General features: G+C 64.1%; 14 protein-coding genes. 4 read left to right on the top strand and 10 right to left on the bottom strand.

The window, feature by feature from the left end; all coding sequences use genetic code 11:
• Nucleotides 1–27 precede the first annotated feature (27 nt).
• Together B0G77_RS12415 and B0G77_RS12420 are read right to left on the bottom strand one after the other, a co-directional pair.
• Entirely contained in the window at nt 28–1944 is a 1917-nt protein-coding gene (locus B0G77_RS12415) for a propionate--CoA ligase (protein ID WP_133662397.1), read from the bottom strand.
• 315 nt (nt 1945–2259) lie between these two features.
• Entirely contained in the window at nt 2260–3516 is a 1257-nt protein-coding gene (locus B0G77_RS12420; protein WP_133662398.1) for an MFS transporter, read from the bottom strand.
• 448 nt (nt 3517–3964) lie between these two features.
• Between B0G77_RS12420 and B0G77_RS12425 the strand changes: the two genes are divergently transcribed.
• Entirely contained in the window at nt 3965–5635 is a 1671-nt protein-coding gene (locus tag B0G77_RS12425; protein WP_133662399.1) for a methyl-accepting chemotaxis protein, read from the top strand.
• Nucleotides 5636–5686: 51 nt separating this feature from the next.
• On the opposite strand, the gene B0G77_RS12430 is transcribed toward B0G77_RS12425, so the two are convergent.
• Genes B0G77_RS12430 through B0G77_RS12445 form a run of 4 tightly spaced genes read right to left on the bottom strand, consistent with a single transcriptional unit; the run spans nt 5687 to nt 10619 of the window.
• Nucleotides 5687–6547 carry an HlyD family secretion protein gene (locus B0G77_RS12430; RefSeq protein ID WP_133662400.1) on the bottom strand — a complete coding sequence of 287 codons (861 nt, stop codon included), beginning with the start codon at nt 6545–6547 and terminating at the stop codon, nt 5687–5689.
• Between the two features lie 13 nt (nt 6548–6560).
• Nucleotides 6561–6761, bottom strand: coding sequence for a DUF1656 domain-containing protein (locus B0G77_RS12435; protein WP_133662401.1), 201 nt, complete (start codon nt 6759–6761; stop codon nt 6561–6563).
• Nucleotides 6751–8961, bottom strand: a complete 2211-nt coding sequence (locus B0G77_RS12440; protein ID WP_133662402.1) for an FUSC family protein — start codon at nt 8959–8961, stop codon at nt 6751–6753. The genes B0G77_RS12435 and B0G77_RS12440 overlap by 11 nt, the downstream gene beginning before the upstream one ends.
• Nucleotides 8962–8975: 14 nt before the next feature.
• Nucleotides 8976–10619 carry an efflux transporter outer membrane subunit gene (locus B0G77_RS12445; protein ID WP_133662403.1) on the bottom strand — a complete coding sequence of 548 codons (1644 nt, stop codon included), beginning with the start codon at nt 10617–10619 and terminating at the stop codon, nt 8976–8978.
• Nucleotides 10620–10775: 156 nt separating this feature from the next.
• Between B0G77_RS12445 and B0G77_RS12450 the strand changes: the two genes are divergently transcribed.
• Together B0G77_RS12450 and B0G77_RS43185 are read left to right on the top strand one after the other, a co-directional pair.
• Entirely contained in the window at nt 10776–11714 is a 939-nt protein-coding gene (locus B0G77_RS12450) for a LysR family transcriptional regulator (protein WP_133662404.1), read from the top strand.
• Between the two features lie 199 nt (nt 11715–11913).
• Nucleotides 11914–12069 carry a hypothetical protein gene (locus B0G77_RS43185; RefSeq protein WP_166656149.1) on the top strand — a complete coding sequence of 52 codons (156 nt, stop codon included), beginning with the start codon at nt 11914–11916 and terminating at the stop codon, nt 12067–12069.
• A 239-nt stretch (nt 12070–12308) separates the two neighbouring features.
• Here the strand turns inward: B0G77_RS43185 and B0G77_RS12455 are convergent, their stop codons facing one another.
• From B0G77_RS12455 to wrbA, 4 genes are all read right to left on the bottom strand, one after another.
• Nucleotides 12309–13130 (bottom strand): metallophosphoesterase, encoded by an 822-nt coding sequence (locus B0G77_RS12455; protein ID WP_133662405.1) that lies wholly within the window; start codon nt 13128–13130, stop codon nt 12309–12311.
• 43 nt (nt 13131–13173) lie between these two features.
• Complete coding sequence (locus tag B0G77_RS12460; RefSeq protein ID WP_133662406.1) at nt 13174–14616, bottom strand: FAD-binding oxidoreductase; 1443 nt, start codon at nt 14614–14616, stop codon at nt 13174–13176.
• A 131-nt stretch (nt 14617–14747) separates the two neighbouring features.
• A complete protein-coding gene (locus B0G77_RS12465; RefSeq protein WP_133664120.1) occupies nt 14748–15128 on the bottom strand; it encodes a DUF2069 domain-containing protein in 381 nt (126 codons plus the stop codon).
• Between the two features lie 44 nt (nt 15129–15172).
• Nucleotides 15173–15775, bottom strand: a complete 603-nt coding sequence (gene wrbA, locus B0G77_RS12470) for an NAD(P)H:quinone oxidoreductase (protein WP_133662407.1) — start codon at nt 15773–15775, stop codon at nt 15173–15175.
• Between the two features lie 72 nt (nt 15776–15847).
• On the opposite strand from wrbA, the gene B0G77_RS12475 reads away from it, so the two are divergent.
• Entirely contained in the window at nt 15848–17176 is a 1329-nt protein-coding gene (locus B0G77_RS12475) for a YihY family inner membrane protein (protein ID WP_208116462.1), read from the top strand.
• Nucleotides 17177–17285: the final 109 nt, after the last annotated feature.

Genomic DNA, 17285 nt, shown 5'->3' on the forward strand with positions numbered 1-17285 from the left:
GGTGCGCCGGTCGGCATGGCTGTCTCGCTAACCGCCCACCGCCTGATCCAGCGCCGCGCGCAACTGCGCGAGCGCGGCGGGATCTTCGATCGTCGGCAGATCGCCCGGGTCGCGGCCCTCGGCCAGCGCCGCAATCGCGCGACGCAGCAGCTTGCCCGAACGTGTCTTCGGCAGCATCGACACCACGTGCACGCGCGCGGGCCGAGCAATCGCACCGAGTTGCCGGTCCACGGTACCTGCCAGATCCGCTTCGAGATTGGCTCGCGCCCCGGCTTTTGCATACCGGTCCGGATCGCGCAACACGACGAACGCGAGCGCCACCTGCCCCTTAAGCGGATCCGCGACACCCACCACCGCCACTTCCGCCACGGCGGCATGGCTCGACAACGCCTCCTCGATTTCGCGCGTGCCCAGCCGGTGGCCGGCGACGTTGATCACGTCGTCGGTGCGGCCGAGGATCGTCACGTAGCCATCGTCATCCTGCACGCCCCAGTCGAACGTCGAGTAATGCTGCTGACCCGGCTGCTGACCCGGCAGGCTCGACCAGTACGTTGTCACGAAGCGTGCGTCGTCGCCCCAGACCGTCGACATGCATCCTGGCGGCAGGGGATAGCCAAGCGTGATCACTCCCTTTTCGCCTGGCGCACATTGTTCGCCGGTGAGTTCGTTGCGTATCGACAGGTCGTAGCCGTAACACGGCACCCCTGGCGAGCCGAGTTTGGGCGGCAATGCTTCAATGCCGCGCTGGATCGCAAGGATCGGCCAGCCGGTTTCGGTCTGCCAGAAGTTGTCGACGACCGGTTTGCCGAGCGCGTCAGAAATCCATGAAGCGGTCGGCTCGTCGAGCGGCTCGCCGGCCAGAAACAGTGTGCGCAGGCTCGACAGGTTGGACTTCTTCATCAACGCGGGGTCCTGCTTCTTCAGTACGCGCAGCGCGGTCGGCGCGGTGAACATCAGGTTGATGCGGTACTGCTCGACGAGACGCCACCAGATGCCGCCATCCGGACGGATGGGCGTGCCTTCGTACATGACCGTCGTCAGGCCCGCGATCAGCGGCGCGTAGATGATGTAGCTGTGCCCGACCACCCAGCCGATGTCCGACGCCGTAAACATCGTGTCGCCGGCGCGGCCTTCGAAGATGTATTCCATCGACGCCGCCAGCGCGACCGCATAGCCGCCGACGTCGCGCTGTACGCCTTTCGGCCGGCCGGTCGTGCCGGACGTGTAGAGCACATAGGACGGCTCGTTCGACTCGAGCCATTCGCATGGAACGTGGGCCTCGAAATACTGTTCCCGCAGCGGCTCGTAGGCGACCAGGTAGCTGGCGGAGAGCCGCTCGGGCGCCAGTTGCCGGTCGATCAGCAGCACGTGCGGCGGCTTGTGGGTGGCGCGTGCAAGGGCTTCGTCGACGAGCGGCGTGTAGTCGATCACTTTTCCGCCGCGTGCGCCGGCGTCGGCGGTGACGATCAACGCGGGTTTCGCGTCATCGATGCGGGCCGCGAGGTTGGGCGCCGCGAACCCGCCGAACACGACCGAGTGAATCGCGCCGAGCCGCGCGCAGGCGAGCACCGCAAACACGGCTTCGGCAATCATCGGCAGATAGATCAGCACGCGGTCGCCGCGCTTCACGCCAAGCGAGCGCATGACGGCGGCCATCCGGTTGATTTCCGCGTACAGCTCGGCATAGGTGTAGCGCCGCTCGATGCCGGTTTCCGTCGAGACGTAGATGAGCGCGGTCTGTTGGGCGCGCTCGACGAGATGCCGGTCGACCGCGTTGTGACACAGGTTCGTCCGGCCACCGGTGAACCAGCGTGCGAACGGCGGGTTCGAGCGGTCGAGCACGCGCTCGAACGGCGTTTCCCAGTGGATGCGTTGCGCTTCGTTCGCCCAGAACGATTCGGGGTCTTCAATCGAGCGGCGGTGGAAATCGCGGTAGCGGGTCATCGGCGGCGGTCCTTCTGTCATGCGTTGAGCGGAGAACAGCAAGCGAACCACGCGCCGGCGTGCGAACCGGGCAGCAGGTGCAGCGCGTGCGCACAGGATAGAGCACCGCGGCACGGTCGAACAACGCGGGTTCACCATGACGCCAGCGGGTGCGCAAGGACGGGCAGCGCACGTACAGATCGGAGTGGGGAACAGGTGGGCACGGAACACAGAGAGAGGCTCAGACGTGCGCAGTCCGGCGACCCATGAAGAAAGGCGCCGCAACGCAGCGCCTTTTTCCGTTTCCGTTTGCCTCTTACGTGAGGCGCGGGACGTTCAAGCTTTTGCTTTCCTGCCCTCCACGTTCGGCAGGAGCACGGTCAGCACGCCGATGAGCGGAAGGAACGAGCAGACCTTGTAGACGAAGGCAATGCTCGTTGCGTCGGCCAGTTGCCCGAGCACTGCGGCACCGATGCCCCCCAGGCCAAACGCGAAGCCGAAGAAGAGCCCTGAAACCATTCCCACCTTGCCGGGGATCAACTCCTGCGCATACACGAGGATGGCCGAGAACGCCGACGCCAGCACGATGCCGATCACCACGGTCAGCACGCCGGTCCAGAACAGGTTGGCGTAGGGCAGCAGCAGCGTGAACGGTGCGACGCCGAGGATCGACACCCAGATCACGTACTTGCGGCCGATCCTGTCGCCGATCGGGCCACCGATCATCGTGCCCGCGGCAACGGCCGCAAGGAACACGAAGAGGTGGATCTGCGCGGCCTGAACCGGCAGGTGGAACTTGTCGATCAGATAGAACGTGAAGTAGCTGTTGATGCTCGCGAGATAGAAGTACTTCGAGAACACGAGCAGCACGAGCACGCTCATCGCAAGCATCACCTTGCTGCGCGGGAGCGCCGGATGTCCGGCCTGTGCACCGCGCGTCTTCTTCGTTGCCGGATGCTGTTTGTACCAGCGGCCGATCTGCGTCAGTACGGCGATCGCCACGAGCGCCGCGACCGAGAACCAGGCGATGCTGCGCTGGCCATGCGGAATGACGATCAGTGCGGCGAGCAGCGGCCCGAGCGACGAGCCCGCATTGCCGCCGACCTGAAACAGCGACTGCGCGAAGCCGTGCCGGCCACCGGACGCCATCCGCGCCACCCGCGACGATTCCGGGTGAAACACCGACGAGCCGCAGCCCACCAGCGCGGCCGCGACCAGCAGCACGCCGAAGTTCGGCGCAACCGACATCAGCACCAGTCCGGACAGTGTGAAGCCCATGCCGACCGGCAGCGAATACGGCTTCGGATTCTTGTCCGTATAGATGCCGACGAGCGGTTGCAGCAGGGATGCCGTGATCTGGTAGACCAGCGTGATGAGGCCAATCTGGCCGAACGACAGCGAGAAGTTGTCCTTCAGCATCGGATAGATGGCGAGGATCAACGACTGGATCATGTCGTTGAGCAGGTGCGAGAAGCTGATTGCACCAAGCACGGAGTACACCGTGCGCTGGGCTTGGCCAACGGCGGCCGGCGTGGCCGCGGCGCGGGTTGCGCCAGCGGTGGCGATGGCGCTTTTGTCGAGGCTCGTTTCCATAAGGTTGAAAAGGGCTGGGAGAAATCGTCGAGCGGACCGGCTGGGATGGGCTGCGATACCAACTGCGACACCGGGACGCAGCCATTGCACTTTATTCGCCGGGGTTTATTTGTTAGCTCAGGCAGTTTAGTGTGGCTTGGAGTAATTGTCCTGCCAAGTTTTGTCGCGAATCGGACATCGCGGCATGGCATATTTGCATCATTCCGGTGCATTGGGATTGTCCCGGATACTGGGTTTGGGTGGTCTGAAATGCTTCTGAATGGTTTTTTGGACGTGTATAAACCGACTCGCAGGCGCGCGGCCCACGAAGCGGCGCGTCACGGGGCCCGGGACTGCGCCGCGCGCGAGATTAAAGATTGACGGCGTTGTGCCGTTGACCGGGAAAGATAGGCGGTCATGCCGGAACAGACCTTTCCGGCAGTTCGGTTCTAAATGTGGGGGCAGAAAAATGAAAGCAGCAACGCTGGGCAAGCGCGAGGATGCGGGGTTCGTTTCGGATGGCGCGCCTTATCGGGGAGTGTCGCAATCGCGTGTGCCGGCAGGCCGGCTCAAGGGCCTGTCGGTGAAGGCAACGCTGCGTCTGGCGTTTGCGCTGCTGTTGATCGGCACGATGGCGATCGGGGTGTTTTCGCTCACGCAGATCAGCCGCCTGAACGCGTCGACCCAGTCGATCTACGACCAGGGCCATGTTGCGAGCCGTGCGGTCGAGGAAGCGCGTGGGTACGTCCTGCGCGCAAGCCGTGCCCAGAAGATGCTGCTGACCGCCACGACCGCCAAGGAGCGAGACGACCTCGGTAACGACATCGAGGCGGGTCTCACGGCGATCGGCACCCAGATGAACACGCTGCAGCAGTATGCCGACGGCTCCGACAGTGCGGCGGTGGCCCAACAGAAGAAGTTCGCCGCGGCGGTCGCGGCGTGGAGCGGCAATCTGCGCGAGTTCGTCAAGCTGGTGAAGGCGCAGCCGCTGGATCTGTCGCAGATGAACTGGCAGGTCGGCACGCAGGACGTTTCGCTGCTGGTCGAAACAGGCAAGCTCGAGAAACTGGTCGACGAACTCGTCGCGCAGCGAGGGACGGCGGCGAAGGCGACCATCGAGGCCTCCGCATTCATCTATCACTCGTCGTTCGTGATGATGGCCGTGATGACGGCCGGCTTGATGGTGCTCGCGTTCTTCGTCAGTGAATGGGTGGTGCGGCGCCTGTCGCGGCAACTGGGCGGCGAGCCGGTGTACGCGAAAGAGATTGCGAGCCGGATCGCGGCGGGCGATCTGTCGAATGAGATTTCGATTGGGCGAAAGGATACGTCGAGCATGCTGTTCGCGCTGCGGGACATGCAGAAGGGCTTGTCGACGACGGTTGCCGATATCGCGGCGAGCGCCGAGGCGATTGCCGCGGCGTCCAGCGAGATTTCGATGGGCAATCTCGACCTGTCGCAGCGCACCGAGCAGCAGGCGGTCGCGCTCGAGCGCACCGCGAGCAGCATGGAGCAGTTGACGTCGACGGTGCGCCAGAACGCCGATAACGCGAAGCAGGCGAGCGCGCTCGCCCACAACGCATCGGAGATTGCGGAGAAGGGCGGCGAGGTGGTCGGTCGCGTCGTGGCGACGATGGGCAAGATCAACGAGAGTGCGCGGAGCATTGGCGACATCATCGGCGTGATCGAGGGGATCGCATTCCAGACGAACATTCTTGCGCTGAACGCTGCCGTCGAGGCTGCGCGTGCCGGTGAGGACGGGCGCGGCTTCTCGGTGGTGGCGGGCGAGGTGCGCAATCTTGCCGGGCGCAGCGCCGCCGCGGCCAAGGAGATCAAGACGCTGATCAATGCTTCCGTCGAACGGGTTAGCAATGGGTCGACGCTTGCTCAGGATGCCGGGCAAACCATGGATGAAGTCGTGAAGGCGGTCAAACGTGTGACGGACATCATGGGGGAGATTTCTGCGGCTTCCGCCGAGCAGAGTTCCGGGATCGAAGAGATCAATCTTGCTGTTACGCAGATGGATTCGGGGACGCAGCAGAATGCTGCCTTGGTGGAGCAGGCTACTGCCGCTGCGCAGTCCCTCGATGATCAGGCTAAGGCGCTTAAGGGGATGGTTGGGAAGTTTAGATTGGGGTTCTGATTTTTCTGTCTTGTTGTTTTTTTTGCTTGTTTCCCCAGATCAAAAAAAGCGTCAACCAGGCGTAACAACAACCGTACAGGTAGTCCCCGCAGAAAGCACAAGCCCATCAGGCACCTGATCGATATGCACCCGCACGGGCACCCGCTGCGCCAGCCTTACCCAGTTGAAAGTAGGATTCACATCAGCGAGCAGTTCACGGCTTTGCGGATTATCGCGGTCATAGATGCCGCGGGAAATACTTTCGACGTGCCCGTGCAGAACCCCGCCGCTCATCAGCCGCATTTCGGCCTTGTCGCCGATCCGCACACGCGGCAACTTGGTTTCCTCGAAATACCCATAGACCCAGAACGAATGGCTATCGACGATAGCCATTTTGGGCGCACCGGCATTCGCATAGTCGCCGCGGAAAACCTGTAGATTCGTCACATAGCCGTCGGCAGGCGCCACCACCCGCGTACGCTCGAGGTTCAGCTTCGCTGCATCCAGCGCGGCGAGCGCCTGCTGATACTGCGCTTCAGCAGCGCTGGCGGTGTGCGACGCGTTCTCGCGGCTTTCCTTCGACACCACCAGGCTGTCCATGTCCGCACGCCGCTGCGCATCGTCGCGCCGCATCTGCAACTCGGCCTTGCGTGCCGCAACGGCTGCCTGGGCCTGCTCGACCGCAATCTGGTAATGCGACGGATCGATCTGCATCAACAGATCGCCTTTCTTCACGAGCTGGTTGTCGTGCACCGGCAGTTCGACCACCGCACCCGACACATCGGGCGCAATGTTGATGACGTCCGCACGCACGCGCCCATCACGCGTCCACGGTTCGTCCATGTAGTGCACCCACAGCGCACGGCCAGTCAGAATCGCGACGCCAAAAATAGCGAGGGTCGCGACGAAGCCAATAATTTTCCGGATGGTCATGATTCGACTCTGATCAACGATAAACGGCGAGCCCGAGCACGCCGCACACACAGACGAGCAGGCTCGCCCTGAATAGGGAAGGGTGCCAGACGACGCGATACAGCCCGGTCCAGGCGATCACACGGTCCAGCACCCAGGTCACGGCGGCACCGGCGATGAACAGCAGCACGATGGCCGGCACGTACGCGTCAAGGACAGCGATTTCACGTGGCATGGTGGTCTCCTTCACGCGCGTCACGCCGTGCGCCAACCAGTTCTTCCAGCGGCGATTGCGGATCGAGCAGCGCGGTACGAATGAAATGCAGATGACTCAGGATGCGCTGCAACTGGCGACGTTCCTCGCGTGGCGGCGTGAACGTGGCAAGCACCTGTTGCGTGGCGGCAATGGCGTCGGCTGTCGCAGCCAGCGCGGCGACATGGCGATTTGCATCCGGGTTGTGGAACAGTTTCGCGAGCGTATCGCGCATCCTGCGGATCGCGACACGCCACGGCATCGAGTCCGCATAGCGCGCGTCGGCGGGCAGGGTCGCAATCTCCTTGCGCAGATCGATCACCGCGTTGCCCACTTCGAGCACCGCAAACAGCCAGCGCAGCGTGTTGAGTTTCAATGCCGGCTCGCCCTCTGCGAGCGCGTTGATCTGGAACGTCAGATCGCGCGCGCCGCTTTCGAAGCGCGAACGCAGCCGCGACAGGCGCCCGTGGCACGTCAACACGACCTGGCGCCGCAGATCGTTGAAGAGTCGGTTGCGCAGCCATGGTGTCGACGGCGGCAGCAGCACGGCAAACGCAATGGACCCCACCAGCAGCGACAGGATCAACGCCAGTGCGTCGTTCATGAAGCTGGTGGGATCGTAGACGATCAGGTTGTCGGGGCCCGCCAGAAAGCTGAAGAAGATGCAGTAACCCATGCCATAGCCCGCCAGCTTCGGCCGTGTCGTCATGAACACGCCGATCAGGAGGGCGGGTGTGAGCGCGAGGGCAAGCAGCGGAAAGCCGGTGATGTGCGGGTAGATGCCGAAGGTCACGATCATCCCGACGAGCGAAGCCAGTAAGGTACCGCCTGCCATCTGGAACGCGGTGCGCATCGGATAGGGCGACGACGACGCCAGCGCGCAGACCGTCGCGGCATTGAGCGCCAGTGTTGAACCGCTCGGCCACGCCGTGGCGATCCAGAACGCGCCGACCGCCAACATCACGATGGTCGCGCGCAGGCCGGCAACGCCCGCCGCGATCGGATTCGTCTTCGGCTCGTAGCGCTCGATCCAGCGTTCACGCTCGTGCGTGTCGACGGCGAGCGAGGCATAGGTCGCGGCGTACGCGTGCAGATCGTCGACGAAGCGATACAGCAGTTCGGCGGCGGTGTCGAAGTCGAGCAGAGGCACATCCGGTTGCAGTTCGAGCCCGGCGCGCGTTTCACGCACACGCCCCGGCAACCCGGCCTTGTACGCTTCGAGTTGCGCGGCGGCGTGCGTGGCATCGGCGGCGCTCAAGACGGGTTCACCCGCGCTCGACTTCGCGAGCAGCGGCGCGATCTCCCTGAAATACGGCTCCAGTGCTGCGACCGTGACGGTCGCGCCGCTTTCGTGAAGCCGGTTCATCAGTTGATGCAAGGCGTGAAAGCGCGTTGACGCGGTCATGAACTCGCTGTTCAGACGCGACAGGCGGCCGCTTCTCATCCGCGAGAAGGGCGTCTCGAAGACCGCGACGCTGCGGGTCGTCTCGAAGCCGACGATGTCCGCCACAAAGCGTGCATTGGTTGCATCGATCTGCTCGCGCGGCACGCGGCCCGACAACGAAGATGACACGTGTTCGACGAACGCGCTGAAGCGCGCGCGCACGGTGGAGCGCATCTGCTCGCCCGCATGCTCCGGAAACACCAGCGCGCTAGCCGCGCCGGAGCAGACGATGCCGAGCGAAACCTCGGCCACCCGCGTGAGCGCGGACAGGAACGCGCCGTCCGGATGTTGCGATGCCGGGATGCCGATCAGCGCTGCCGTGTAGCCTGCCAGCACGAAGCCGTACGAGCGGAAATTGCGGTTGCGCGCGGCGCCGGCCGTGCAGATGCCGACCCACAACGCGGTCGAGATCATGAATAGCTCGGGCTGTTGCGAGAACAGCCCGAGCAGCGCGAGCATGACCACCAGACCGATCAGTGTGCCGCAGATCCGGTAGAAGCTCTTGGCGAGCACCATCCCGCTTTGTGGCTGCATGACGACGAACACGGTGGTCATCGCGGTGCGCGGCTGCGGCAGATCGAGCTTCATCGCGACGAAAAGCGCAAGCAGTGCGGCCGCGATCGCCTTGAACATGTAGATCCATGTGCGGCCGTCGGTGCGTGCCCATCCGGCGGCCGCAGCATAAATGCTGGCGAACGACGTCTGCAGACGCGGGGCGGAGGAGGGGGACGCGGACATGGCCGGCTCCGCGCTTACTTCTGCACCGCCACGCCAGCCGGCGCGGTAGCGATGGATGTGGACGACACGGTGGGCGTGCCGCCAGCGCCTGCAGTACCGCGAGCCATACCGCTCGCGTCAGTGACCGTTGCGGAGGCCTCTGACGCTGCTTTGGGACCCGTCGCCGCCTTGCCCCGCCCGTGCGCTGGCAGAACCTCCTTGTCGGTCGGGCCATCGGCCGGCTCGATGACGCCGCCGCCCAGCGCCGTCACGAGCGACGCCCGCACGCCGAGCCGCTCGGCCTGGATTCGTGCGACGCCTTCCTGGGCATGCAGATACTGGGTCTGCGCGATCAGCACATTCAGGTAGTCGGTGAGGCCGCGGCGGTATCCTTCCGCGGACAGTTCATAGTTCTTGCGCGCCGCATCGACGGAGCGCTGGGCATCCTGCGCCTGGGTTTCGAGCGAGCGCGTGCGTACCACCTGGTCGGAAATATCCTTCAGCGCGCCGATGATCGTCTGGTTATAGCGCTCCACCGCCTGATCGTAGCCCGCCGACGCCACACCGAGCTGCGAGCGCAACCGGCCGCCGTCGAAGATCGGCAGCGACAGCGCCGGACCCGCGGTCCAGCCGCCGTTTGCCGCATGCAGGAACTGGAACATCGGACCCGCCGCCGCGAAGCCGCCGAGGGACATCAGCAGGTTGATGTTCGGATAGAAGTCGGCTTTCGCGACGTCGATACCGCGCGCCTGCGCGGCGACGGTCCAGCGGGCCGCGACGATGTCGGGCCGGTGGCCGATCAGTTCGGCCGGCAGCTCCGACGGCAGACCGGCCGGAGCCGACAGCGACAGCGTCGGCCGCGTGATCGATTCGCCTGCACCCGGCCCCTTGCCGGCCAGCGCGGCCAGCTGGTTGCGGCCCAGCGCGATCGATTCCTCGATTGCGTCGATCTGCCGTTCGTATTCCGGCAGCGGCGTTTGCGCCTGGCTCACCTCGAGCTGCGTGCCGAGGCCGCCCTTCAGACGCCGCTCTGCGAGGTCGAGGATCTGGTGCTGTTGCTCGAGCGTCGACTTCGCGATGTCGAGCAGCGCGTAGTTCATCGACATCTGCACATAGGCGCGCACGACATTCGCTTCGAGTTCGAGCTGCGCGGCGCGCGCGTCGGCAGCCGTCGCATGGGCGACGTCGAGCGCGCGTTCGGCGTTGTTCTTGTCGCGGCCCCACAGATCGAGGTTGTAAGAGAGGCCAATCGTGCCGGTGTTGTTCCAGGTCGTCGCGTCGGCGAGCGGGCCCGGGCCGTAATACACGTTGTCGGGCCAGTGCTGGCGTTGCAGCGACAGATCGCCCTTCACCTGCGGCGAGAGCGCCGACGCGGCTACGCCAGCCATCGACTGCGCTTCGCGCACGCGCGCCCGGGCCCCCGCAAGGGTCGGATTGCCCGCCTGCGCGGCGGCGATCCATGCGTCGAGCTGCGGATCGTTATAGGCGCGCCACCATTCATCAGCGGGCCACTTCGCGTCGGCGTTGGCCGCGCGGATCGCCGCGCCGGCGTCGAGCGCGGACGGGTCGAGCCCCCTGGATTGCGGCGCGATGCCTCCGGTATTGGCGCAGCCGGCTATTGTTAATGAGATCGTAAGAACCGCAAGCGCGACGACCCCTTTCTTCACCGGAGACTGCACGATTTGCTCCTTGATTGGCTATAGAACACTGTGCGCCATTATATTTTTTGAGCGATTACTGAATAACCAGTAAGGATGCAACGCATTCTTACGGACTTTGAGATAATTGCCCTTGCAATTTATGCAACAATTCGTCCGGTCTGAAGAGGGATAGCTATGGATACGCTCCAAAATATGCGTGTATTTGCCCGCGTGGTGGAAGCGGGCAGCTTTACGGGCGCCGCGCAGCATCTCAATACGACGACGGCCTATTGTTCGCGCGCGGTTTCCGATCTGGAAGCGCATCTGCGCACACGTCTTTTGAACCGCACGACGCGCCGCATTGCGCTGACGGAGGCCGGTGAGCGCTATCTGCAGCGCTGCGAGCAGATTCTGGCTTATGTCGAACAGGCGGAGGCAGAGGCGAGCGACGCGCACGCCCGCCCGTCCGGCAAGCTGAAAGTGCACGCGATGACCAGTTTTGGCCAGCATTACGTGGTGCCGGCTGTCGGCCGCTACCAGCAGCGCTATCCGGAAGTGCAGGTTGAACTGACGCTCGCGCAGCGCATGCCCGATCTGCTCGACGAAGGCTATGACGTGTCGCTGACGCTTGCGACTGGCCTGCCGGATTCCGGCCTCGTGTCCCAGCGCCTCGGCAGCGCCTTCAGCATCGCGTGCGCTTCGCCGGCCTATCTTGAACGGCACGGCGTCCCGAAGGTGCCGAGTGATCTGAACCACCACACCTGTCTGCACATGGTGACGCCGATCTTCCCGGCGCACGAATGGATTTTCGATGGCCCGAACGGCACGGAGTCCGTCGAACTGGGGGCCTCGACGTTTACCGTGAACGTGGCGGAGGCGATGGCCGTGGCAGTCCGCGAGGGAATGGGGGTTGGATTGATTCCGATTTATTCGGCGATCAGCTGGCTGCGCAGTGGCGGGCTTGTGTGGATCCTGCCCGAATACACGTCGCAGGAGATGAACGTGTATGCACTCTATGCGTCGCGCCAGTATCTGGACGCGAAGATCCGCACGTGGGTCGAGTTCCTGCGCGACGAACTGCCGTCCACGCTCGCAACCGATCAGGCCGAGTTGCGGCGCTTCGCGCGTACCTGAACACGGTTCGGGCCACTCACGGTGTAGGGAGGGGCGCTGACAGGGCACGCGTCCGGCCCGTTTCGACCGGTTACAGACTTGTCGCGTCGCAACATTTCCTTACTTCTTCGCGCCGGTCGATTTGCTAACGTGTGGGGACTGGACTGATTGACTCGATCTGCGTCGTCCGCCGACGTCGCTCCCGCACGAAGAGGAATTCATGGATACGCATCTGCTCGTCGGCGTTGCCGTCATGCTTGGACTGATTGGAATCGCCGCCTCGCGCGAACTGTTACGCAGCCTGCGAGCCCAGTCTCAACTCGTACGTGTCCGTGTATCGCGGCCAGTTCGTTCCGATAGGGTCGATCTGCAGTAAGTGTTGCACAATCTGCGCAGTCTTCGGAGCGTTCAGCAGCGCCACTGCTGCGCACTTGTCGCTCAGCGCCGGGGCCACTGCGATATCCGAGAAATGACCGGCATGCGGGCGGGGCATCCGCTTGTTCATCCCCTCTGGCGCTGACGTTGAATCAAGCGATGCTCACGACCGGTCATTGCACCGGCCAGTTCCTCTTCAGGCAGTAGCCTTGCCGGCTTCCCGAATCCGACGTTGCTGCTTCAGATTTCCACCACTTTGTCCCACGCGAAGCCCGGATTTTCCGGCCGCCTCGTGCGGCGGTCGACATAGCCGCGCGGATTGCACACCACGTGCGTACCGTTCACCGTGTAATCGAACGGCGTGTGCGTGTGGCCATGAATCCACAGCGCAACGGGTGACCGCACGAGCGTCGGCAGATCGCTGATGAAGCCCGCCGATACGAGATCATCGGCGTAGCGTTCAGCCAGGCTCAGCCGGTGCGGCGCATGATGGGTCACGACGATCGTCTTTCCTGCAAACGGTTTTGCCAGCTCCGCTTCGAGCCATGCTCGCGCGCTGCGATGAAGGGCGAGCGAGTCGGCGGGTGTGAAGTCGCGCTGGTGGGCGGCCGGGCCGTCGGCGCCGACGGCAGGAGGCCACGCAACCTGGATCAGGCCGCGGAAGTCCAGCATCACGCGCCGGGCCGCTTCGATCGATTCGTTGCGGGCTTTTTCATCGGCGCCAAAAAGCTCGAAGTTCGTCCACAACGTCGTGCCTAGCACGCGCCACTGCCCCGCCGGATCGACGAGCGATGCGTTGTTCAGGAAATGCACGTTGTCGACCGAGCTGGCCGCATCGTGCATCGCCGCTTCGAGCGCGCCGAACTCACCATCGTAATACTCGTGGTTGCCCGGCACATAGACGACGGGCACGTTGCCGTCGAAGGTCTCGGCGGCCCAGCGCAGCCCCTGTGCATGATTGTGGATGTCGCCGGCCAGCACGACGAGATCCGCATCGGCGTGCGGAATGACCTCGGGCTCTTCGCTTTCGAGATGCAGATCGGACAAAACGCGAATCTTCACGTGACGACTCCTGCGCCCGGCGGGATGTGCCGGCGTTGAACCTTTAGCGTAGCACCTTGCCGGGGTTCATCAGATTGAGCGGATCGAGCGCGGCCTTGAGCGTGCGCATCAGCTGGACTTCGACGGGTTGCTTGTAGTGCATCGCTTCGTCGATTTTCAGCTGTCCGAGGCCATGTTCGGCGCTGATGCTGCCGCGATGCCGATGCACGCTGTCATAGACGAGCTGGTTGATCGATGACTGGTGCTGTTCGAGAAACGCCTTCGCATCGACGCCTTCCGGCGCCTGCACGTTGTAGTGCAGATTGCCGTCGCCGAGGTGACCGAACGTGACCATCCGCGCGCCCGGCACGGCTGCCGCGATGGCGGCGTCGGTTTCGTCGATGAAATGGCCGATGCGCGAGATCGGCACCGCGATGTCGTGCTTGATGTTCAGACCTTCTTCAGCCTGCGCGAGCGGAATGTGTTCGCGCAGATTCCAGAACGCCTGCGACTGCGCGAGATTTTCCGCGACCACGGCGTCTTCGACGAGGCCTTCTTCGAGCGCGGTTTCCATCAGACGTTCGAAGAGCGCGCGTGCGTGCTCCTCGCTCTCGCTGTCCGACAGCTCGAGGAGCACAACCTGCGAGTGCGGCTCGGCAAACGGATAACGCATCTGCGCGAAATGCCGGCCGACCAGCCGCAGGCAGAAGTCCGACATCAGTTCGAAGCCGGTCAGAAGCGGTCCGGCAAAGCGCTGGGTAAGCGCGAGGAAATCGAGCGCCGCATGGGGCGACGCGAGCGCCGCAAGCGCGGTTACGCGGGCGGCCGGCTGCGGATGCAGTTTCATCACGGCCGCGGTAATGATGCCGAGCGTGCCTTCCGCACCGATGAACAGGTCGCGCAGATCGAAACCGGTGTTGTCCTTGCGCAAGCCGCGCAGGCCGTCCCAGAGATCGCCCTGCGGCGTTACGACTTCCAGGCCGAGGCACAGCTCGCGCGTGTTGCCATAGCGCAGCACGCCCGTGCCGCCCGCATTCGTCGCGAGGTTGCCGCCGATCGTGCAGCTGCCTTCGGCGGCGAGGCTGAGCGGAAACAGCCGGCCTGCCTCTTGCGCGCGAGTCTGGACGTCGGCCAGCACGACGCCCGCCTCGACCGTGATCGTATTGTTGTGCGGATCGATATCGCGGACGCGGTTCAGACGCCGCAGGCTCAGCACCACCTGCGCGCCGCTCGCGTCCGGCGTTGCGCCGCCAGCCAGCCCGGTGTTGCCGCCCTGCGGCACGAGTGCGACGCGATGAATGACCGCGAGCTTCACGAGCGCGGCAACTTCGTCGGCCGTCGACGGACACAGCACGGCACGCGCCAGGCCGGTATAGCGACGGCGCCAGTCGGTGAGGTAGGGCGCGGTGTCGTGCGGGTCGGTCAGGACATGCGTGGCGCCGATGACTTCGATGCAGGCTGCGAGGAAACGGGACGGCGAGGGGGACGATGTGGCGGGTTGAGTCATGATGGTCGGTCTGGATGTGTTTCGGGGCGCCGTGTGCTGCCTCGCTCTTTTTGAGCCGTGCCCTGGTGATGCGGTGATGTTTGTGCGTTTGCGAGGTCCGGGAGCCTAGGTGTGCCGGCCGCGTTTTCGGCTTAAGCTGCTGCCTTTTTCGCGCGCTTTGCCGCGCGTTTGAATGGCGCGACATAGCTTAGCGCGCAGACAAAGAAAACCGTCGCGAGTATCGCTTCGAACCAGCCGAGCGTGGCGCTCAGTCCGCGGTCGGTCATGCCGCGCACGATGCCTTCTGCGAGATAGAGCAGCACCAGCATCGACGCCCATTGCAGCGTGTACACGCTGCGGCGCACGACGCCAGGGAGCGCGAGCAGCAATGGCACGATTTTGAGCACGAGTGCCGAGCCGCCCGGGCGCAGCGGCGCGAGCCACCATTCCCACGCAACCGACAGCGCGATCAGCGCAATCAACGCGATCGACGTGCCAACGGCGAAGCCCCTGCGTGCAGCGACCGCCGGCATGGCGGACGACCCGCCTGGCTCCGGTGAAGCGGGACGAGGCGCGCTCACGGCCGGTCACCCATCATCGAGGCCGCGCGCGCGATACGCGTGCCGAGGGCGATCGCCAGCGTTTTTTCGTCTGCGGAGATGCCTTGCTCCGCTGTTCCGGCACGCGCGAAGTGCGATGCGCCATAGGGCGTACCGCCGGTTTGCGTCGTGGTGAGCGTGCTTTCTGTGTAGGGGATGCCGATGATCATCATGCCGTGATGGAGCAGCGGCAGCATCATCGACAACAGGGTCGATTCCTGCCCGCCGTGCAGGCTGCCCGTCGACGTGAACACGCAGGCCGGCTTGCCCGCGAGCGCGCCCGAGAGCCACTGCGGCGTGGTGCCGTCGAGGAAGTATTTGAGCGATGCCGCCATATTGCCAAAGCGCGTCGGCGAACCCAGCGCGAGACCCGCGCATTCCTCGAGATCGCGCAGTTCGGCGTAGGGCGGACCTTCGGCCGGAATATCCGGTTGCGTGGCTTCGCAGACCGTCGAAACGGGTGGCACAGTACGCACCCGCGCCTGCATGCCAGGTACGCTGTCGACGCCGTGCGCGATCGCCAGCGCGAGTTCGCGCGTAGCGCCATGCCGGCTGTAGTAAAGCACGAGAATGTCTTTCATAAGCCTCATCGGTGAGCGGGTATTATAGGGGTTCGGTCGGTGCGCACGTTGCGTGGCGGGCGGTACACGAAGATGAAGGAGGCCGGTTTGTTGTCCAGGGTGCGTCTTGACCTCGATACGCTCAAACGTCTCGCGCAGTTTGCCGCTGAACGCAGCAGCGAAGATCGCATAGCTCAGGTGGCCGGCAGTCTTACGTTCACCACCTTGCTTGCGGTGGTCCCGCTTGCGACAGTCGCGTTCGCGCTGTTCACCGCCTTTCCGATTTTCGCGTCGTTCCAGATGTCGCTGCAGGGATTCCTCGCCGAGCACCTGATGCCGCCACAGATCAATGACCAGATTTTCCGCTATCTAGACGAGTTCACCGCCAAGGCCAAAGGCCTGACGACGATGGGCATGATCATCCTTTTCGTCACGTCGGTGATGACGATGATGACGGTCGAATCCGCGTTCAACGTGATCTGGCGCGTGCGCAAGGGGCGGCCGTTCGCGCAGCGCGTGCTGGTCTACTGGGCGATTCTCACGCTGAGCCCCTTGATGATCGGCTTCAGTCTGTCTATCTCGTCGTATCTCTTCACGCAGTCGATGGCGTATACCGGTGCCGATCACATTCCGGCCGTGATCGAATGGGCGCTGACTGGCGCGGCCTTCCCGCTTACTACGCTCGCCTTCACGATGTTGTATGTCTACCTGCCGAACTGCCGGGTGGAATGGCGCGATGCGGTGATCGGCGGCGTGTGCGCCGCGGTCGCGTTCGAGCTGGCCAAGCGCGGCTTCGGTTATTTCTTCCGCCGTATTCCGACCTATACCGCCGTATATGGCGCGTTCGCCGCCATGCCGATGTTTCTGCTGTGGGTGTATCTGAGCTGGGTAATCACACTGGCGGGCGCGATGATCACATCGGCGTTGCCCGAGATCCGGATTGGCCAGTTCCACCGGCCGCAGTTCCCCGGCAGCGACCTGCTCGATGCGCTTGAACTGCTGGGATGCCTGTCCGAGGCCCGCGATGCGGGCAAGCCCGGCTACACCATGCAGGAACTCGCACGGATGCTTCGCCGCGACATGGGCACGACGACCCGGTTGATCCAGCGGCTGGAAGATCTCGAATGGATCGCGCGCCTCGAAGACAACGAAGGGCGGCCGCGTTTCCTGCTGATTGCGAACCCGGCGCAGATCGCGGTCGAGCGGCTTTTCGACATGTTTGTGATCGATCGCCAGGAACTCGCGTACCAGCTCAACCTCGATTCGGCGCGGATCGACGGTGCGTCGTTGCTTGCCGCGCTGGATAACGACAAGCTGGGTGTTTCGCTTTCGACACTGCTGGCGGCGCGGGCGGCTGCGCGCGCCGCACATGCCGCGGAGGACGCGCAGCGACGTCAGTCGATGCCGCATCAGACGGCTTGAGGAATCGACAGGCTGAGAAGGCCGCGGCTGCAGTGGCGCGAAGGTGGTCTGTCCGGCTCCTCAGCGCTTTCTGTAATCCGGAAGATCTTTCACAACCCCTGAAGGCTGC

Origin of the sequence: Paraburkholderia sp. BL10I2N1 (genome assembly GCF_004361815.1) — a bacterium.
Classification (GTDB): Bacteria; Pseudomonadota; Gammaproteobacteria; order Burkholderiales; family Burkholderiaceae; genus Paraburkholderia.